Here is a 5,867-nt window from a genome sequence, read left to right as displayed (position 1 = left end):
GCGCTGGGCCGCGGCCCCGCGGGCGGCGGTGCACGACCCACCGGCCGCGGCGGGGCGTCCGGCCCCGCGGGACCGCGCCGTCCCGTGCGGCGGGCCGCAGCGAAGGCGGGGGCCAACGGCACGACGCTCGCGTCGCCGATGCAGGGCACGATCGTCAAGGTGGCCGTCGCCGAGGGCGCCCAGGTGGCGGAGGGCGACCTGGTCGTCGTCCTCGAGGCGATGAAGATGGAGCAGCCGCTCGTCGCGCACCGCGCCGGCACCGTGACCGGGCTTGCCGCGGGGGTCGGCTCGAGCGTGAGCGCCGGCTCGGCGATCTGCGAGATCGTCGGCTGACGCGCCGTGGAGGACGCGGCGCCCGCTGACCTGCGCGACGCCGGCACGCCCGCGACCGTGCCCGGCAGGCCGGGGGCGGTCGCCGGTCCTCCTGGCGGCGTCACGCACCACCGCACCGAGGGCGACGGCTGGGTCGAGTGCGCGTGCGGGCGGCGGCACTGGGGCCGCTTCGGGGCGGCCGGTCTGCTCCTCGTCCGGCGTGACGCCGCGGGCGCACCCGTCGCGGTCGTCCTGCAGCACCGCGCGCCGTGGAGCGACCAGGGGGGCACGTGGGGCGTCCCGGGCGGGGCCCTCGCCCCCGACGAGCCGGCGACCGTGGGCGCGCTGCGCGAGTCGGCCGAGGAGGCCGGGATCGACCCGGCGCACGTGCGCGTGCTCGGCACGTCGACGCTCGAGCACCCCGACTGGTCGTACACGACGGTCCTCGCGGACGAGGTCGAGCCCGTCGAGCCGCAGGCCACCGACGCGGAGAGCGTCGAGGTGCGGTGGGTCCCGGTCGAGGACGTGCCGGGACTGCCGCTGCTGCCCGCGTTCGCGGACGCCTGGCCCGGCCTGCTGGCGCGGCTGGAGGCGCCCGCCGCCGGGTGACCGGCCTCACACACGTGCGCGGCGGACACCGTCGCGCGCGGTCCGGCGGCGGGAGTATCGTCGCGCCCCGGTGAGGTAAGCCTCGCCTCACATCTCCCCGGGAAGAGTCATGGTCGCGAACTACCTCATCGGCCTGCGCGAGGGCCTCGAGGCCGCGCTGGTCATCAGCATCCTCGTCGCGTACCTCGTCCGCACCGAGCGCCGCGACCTGCTGCCCGCGCTGTGGGCGGGCGTCGGGATCGCCGCGGCCGTGTCGCTCGCGTTCGGCGCTCTCCTCACGTTCGGCCCGCAGGGGCTGTCGTTCGAGGCGCAGGAGGCGATCGGGGGCTCGCTCTCGATCGTCGCCGTCGGGCTCATCACCTGGATGATCTTCTGGATGGCGCGCACGGCCCGCCACCTCAAGGCCGACCTGCAGCACCGCCTGGACGACGCCGTCGCCGCCGGCAAGCGGGCCGTCGTCGTCATGGCGCTCCTCGCCGTCGGCCGCGAGGGCCTCGAGACCGCCCTGTTCCTCTGGGCCGGCGCGCAGGCCACGAGCGGCTCCGACGGCGACGCGACCCCGCTGCTCGGCGCCGCGCTCGGCCTGCTCACCGCCGTGCTGCTCGGGTGGCTGCTGTACCGCGGCGCGGTCCGCGTCGACCTGCGCCGGTTCTTCGCCTGGACCGGGGCGTTCCTCGTGCTCGTCGCCGCCGGCGTCCTGTCCTACGGCGTGCACGACCTGCAGGAGGCGGGGATCCTGCCCGGCCTGCACCACCTCGCGTTCGACGTCTCCGCGGCCGTCCCGCCGTCCAGCTGGTACGGCACGCTGCTCAAGGGCGTCCTCAACTTCTCCCCCGCGACCACGTGGGTCGAGGCCGTCGCCTGGCTCGCCTTCGTCGTGCCCACCATGACGTTCTTCGTCCGCACCACCTGGGGCGGTGCCCCGCGCCCGCCCGCACCCCCCGCGTCGTCCGCGCCGTCCGGCGCGTCCAGCGCGCCCGCTGTGGGCACCACGCCCACGCCGGCCGTCGGCTGACCCGCGCACCCACCCCACCCACCCCGTCCGCCCGCGCGGACGGCTCCCCCGAGGAGTCCGATGTCCCACCGGCCCACCGCCGCGCTCGCCCTGGCCGCCGCGCTCGTGCTCCCGCTCGTCGCCGCGTGCGTGCCCAACGACCCGGCCGCGTCGGGCGACGCCACGACGGGCGGCGCGATCACCGTCGCGTCGACCGGCGACGCGTGCGACGTCTCCACCGCCGAGGCGCCGTCGGGCACCCTGACGTTCACGGTGACCAACGAGGGCGACGACGTCACCGAGTTCTACCTGCTCGGCGAGGACGGCCTGCGGGTCGTGTCCGAGGTCGAGAACATCGGCCCCGGCCTGAGCCGCGACCTCGTCGTGCAGGCCCGGCCCGGCACCTACTGGACCGCGTGCAAGCCCGGCATGGTCGGCGACGGCATCCGCGCCGAGTTCACCGTGACCGACTCGGGCACCGAGGTCGGCCCCACCGGCGACACCGCCGAGCAGCTCGCCGCCGCCGAGGCGTCGTACGTCGCCTACGTGAAGGACCAGGTCGGTGCGCTCGTCGCCGGCACGCAGGAGTTCGCCGACGCGTACGCCGCGGGCGACGACGCGACCGCGCGCGACCTGTACGCCGCGACCCGCGTGCACTGGGAGCGCGTCGAGCCCGTCGCGGAGTCGTTCGGCGACCTCGACCCGCTGCTCGACCTGCGCGAGGCCGACCTGGAGGACGGCGCGACGTGGACCGGCTGGCACCTCGTCGAGAAGGACCTCTGGCAGCCGACGCCCGACGCGAACGGCGGCGTGACCTACACGCCGCTGACGCCCGAGCAGCGCACCGCGGCCGCGGCCGACATCGTCGCGAACACCGCCAAGCTCCAGGAGCAGGTGAACGACCCCGCCTTCACGTTCGAGGCGTTCCAGATCGCCAACGGCGCCAAGGAGCTCCTCGACGAGGTCGCCACGGGCAAGGTCACGGGCGAGGAGGAGATCTGGTCGCACACCGACCTGTGGGACTTCCAGGCGAACGTCGACGGCGCGCACGTCGCCTACGAGGTGCTCGCGGACGTGGTGCAGGAGCGGGACGCCGACCTGGCCGACGCGCTCGACGAGCGGTTCGCGGAGCTGCAGGACCTGCTGACCGCGCAGGGCAGCGTGGAGTCCGGGTTCACGTCGTACGACGACCTCACCGACGCGCAGGTCAAGGAGCTCGCCGCGGCGGTCGACGCGCTGTCCGAGCCGCTGTCGCGTCTCACCACCACCGTCACGGGTGCCTGACGCCACGATGAGCGACACCACGCCGGGGACGCCCGCGGAGCCGACGACCGCTCCCGGGCTGTCCCGGCGTGCGCTGCTGGGGATCGGCGGGGGCGTCGCGGCGGTCGCCGCGGCGGCGGGCTTCGGTGCGTCGCGCGTCGCGGCGCAGGCGTCCGCCGCAGCGGCCGCGAGCGCGTCACCCGGCACGTACGCGTTCACGGGCGCGCGGCAGGCGGGCGTCGTCACGCCCGCGCAGGACCGCCTGTACCTCGCGGCGTTCGACGTCACGACCGACTCGCGCGACGAGCTCGTCGCGCTGCTGCGCCGCTGGACGACGATCGCCGCGCGCCTCACGCAGGGGCTGCCGGCGGGACCGTTCGGCGCGGCGTCGGGCCCGTACGACGCACCCCCCGACGACACGGGCGAGGCGGCCGACCTGCCGCCCGCGGGCCTGACGCTCACGTTCGGCTTCGGCCGCTCGCTGTTCGTCGGGACGCCCGCACCGGACGGCACGCCCGGCACCGACCGGTTCGGCCTCGCCGACCGGCTGCCCGGCGGGCTCGTCGCGCTGCCGCACTTCCCGGCCGACGCCCTCGACCCGGCCCGCAGCGACGGCGACCTCGTCGTGCAGGCCTGCGCCGACGACCCGCAGGTCGCCGTGCACGCCATCCGGAACCTGTCGCGGGCCGCGTTCGGCGCGGCGACGATCCGCTGGACCCAGCTCGGGTACGGCCGGACGTCGTCGACCACGACGGCGCAGCGCACGCCGCGCAACCTGTTCGGCTTCAAGGACGGGACGGCGAACGTCAAGGCCGAGGAGCCCGACGCGCTCGACGAACACGTGTGGGTGCCCGCGTCCGCCGCCGACGACGACACGGCCGACGGCGTCGACTCGGCGTGGCTCACGGGCGGCACGTACCTCGTCGCGCGGCGCATCCGCATGCTCGTCGAGACGTGGGACAGGACGTCCCTGCGGGAGCAGGAGGCGCTCGTCGGCCGGAACAAGGGCGAGGGCGCGCCGCTGTCGGGCGGCACCGAGTTCACCGAGCCCGACTTCGCGGCGACCGGCCGCGCCGACGCGCCGCTCATCGCCACGAACAGCCACGTCCGCCTCGCCCACCCCGACCAGAACGACGGGGTCCGGATGCTGCGCCGCGGCTACAACTTCACCGACGGCAACGACTCGCTCGGCCGTCTCGACGCCGGGCTGTTCTTCCTCGCGTTCGTGCGGGACCCGCGCACGCACTACGTGCCGATGCAGAACCGCCTCTCCGGGCAGGACGGGCTCATGGAGTACCTCCAGCACACCGGGTCGGGCCTGTTCGCCGTCCCACCGGGTGTCCCGGACGGCGCGCTCGTGCTCGGCCCCGACGGCACGCCGGTCGACAGCGACGACGGCCCGTTCGTGGGCGAGGCGCTCTTCGCCTGACGGGCGGCGGTGTCCACCCGGCTGGCGGTCCGGCACTCGGCCCGTCCTGCGGCCCGTCGTCCACCGGCCGCCCGCGGGCGGTACCGTGCGGCCCGTGAGCACCACCCGCGGCCCCGGCGCCGGCACCACGACCCCGCCGGACGCCGGCACCCCCACCCGGGTGTGGCTCGTCGCGGCCCTCACGCTCACGACCCTCGAGGCCGTCCGGGCGAGCGGGCCGTTCCTCGACCGCTGGTTCGCCGTGGGCACGGGTGCCGCGGCGGTCGCCGCCCTCGTCACGTACGCCGGTGCCGGTGTGGTCGCGGCCGTCCTGCTGGTGGCCCGGCGTCGGCCGTCCGGCACGCCCGACACCCGCACGCTGCTCGTCGGCGCGGGCGTACTCGGAGTGCTGCGGCTCGCGCTGCAGGCGCTCGACGGCCTGGCGCTCGACGTCGTCGGTCTGCTCACCGTCGCCGTGGCGGTCGCCGTGCTGACCCTCGCCGTCGCGCACGTCGCCGGGCGGACGGGCGGCGGGCGGCAGGCGGCGACGGGCCTCCTCGTCGGCAGCGGCCTGTCCGTCGGGCTCCAGATGATGCTCGGCACGTGGGACGCCGTGTGGCGCTCGGGCTGGGTCGGCTGGGTCGTCGCGGGCCTCGTCGCGCTCGCGCCCTTCGGCGCCGCACCCGGCCTGCTCGACCCCGCCGCGTCGCCCGAGCCGACCGGACGGCCGCGACGGCTGTGGGCGCTCGGTCCGTACGTCGCGATCGCCGCGATGCTCCTGGCCAACCCCGCGTTCGCCGCGTCACAGGCGGGCGTGCCGCTCGACGTCGCCGGGCTCGTGCTGCTCGGTGCGGCCGCCCTCGGCGCCTGGCCGCTGCTGCGTCCCGACGTGTGGCCCGCGGCGCTGCGGGTCGCCGCCGCCGCGCTGCTCGTCGTCGCCGTCGGGTGCGCCCTGTGGACCACCGGCCCGGTCGCGCTCGTCGCGCTCGCCGTCGCCCAGGTCAGCGCCGGGCTCGTGCTCGCCACGGTGCTCAGCACGCGCCGGTCCGCGCCCCCCGGCATCACCCGGACCGCCGTGGCGACCGGAGCGGGCGGCCTCGCGGCCGTCCTCACCCTGCTGCTCTACATGCTCGACTACGACGTCCCGCTGCCCGTCGACAACGCGTGGGTCGTCGTCGCCGCGGCACTCGTCGTCGCCCTCGCGGGCCTGCGCCGCCGCACCCCCGCCGCGGGCGGCGAGCAGGCCGACGCCGGCCCGGCGGTCCCCGACGACCGCGTCGC

5 protein-coding genes and 1 pseudogene are annotated in these 5,867 nt (G+C 76.7%); all 6 read left to right on the top strand.

Annotated elements, in window-relative coordinates:
• On the top strand, positions 1-333 hold a 333-nt coding region (locus CBZ_RS16255), incomplete at its 5' end, for an acyl-CoA carboxylase biotin carboxyl carrier protein subunit (protein ID WP_246013494.1).
• A 6-nt stretch (positions 334-339) separates the two neighbouring features.
• Entirely contained in the window at positions 340-921 is a 582-nt protein-coding gene (locus tag CBZ_RS16250) for an NUDIX hydrolase (RefSeq protein ID WP_246013493.1), read from the top strand.
• Between the two features lie 109 nt (positions 922-1,030).
• The gene (efeU, locus tag CBZ_RS16245; protein ID WP_130782532.1) at positions 1,031-1,936 is read left to right on the top strand and encodes an iron uptake transporter permease EfeU; all 906 of its coding nucleotides are present in this window, start codon (positions 1,031-1,033) and stop codon (positions 1,934-1,936) included.
• Between the two features lie 60 nt (positions 1,937-1,996).
• Positions 1,997-3,199, top strand: coding sequence for an iron uptake system protein EfeO (gene efeO / locus CBZ_RS16240; protein WP_130782531.1), 1,203 nt, complete (start codon positions 1,997-1,999; stop codon positions 3,197-3,199).
• Between the two features lie 7 nt (positions 3,200-3,206).
• Entirely contained in the window at positions 3,207-4,607 is a 1,401-nt protein-coding gene (efeB, locus tag CBZ_RS16235) for an iron uptake transporter deferrochelatase/peroxidase subunit (protein ID WP_130782530.1), read from the top strand.
• 94 nt (positions 4,608-4,701) lie between these two features.
• Positions 4,702-5,867 (top strand): annotated as a pseudogene (locus tag CBZ_RS16230) (endonuclease/exonuclease/phosphatase family protein); the annotation flags it as partial.

This window comes from Cellulomonas biazotea (assembly GCF_004306155.1).
In the GTDB taxonomy this organism is placed as follows: domain Bacteria; phylum Actinomycetota; class Actinomycetes; order Actinomycetales; family Cellulomonadaceae; genus Cellulomonas; species Cellulomonas biazotea.
Note: the sequence above shows the minus strand (reverse complement) of the source record. Positions and strands in the feature narration are given on the sequence as shown.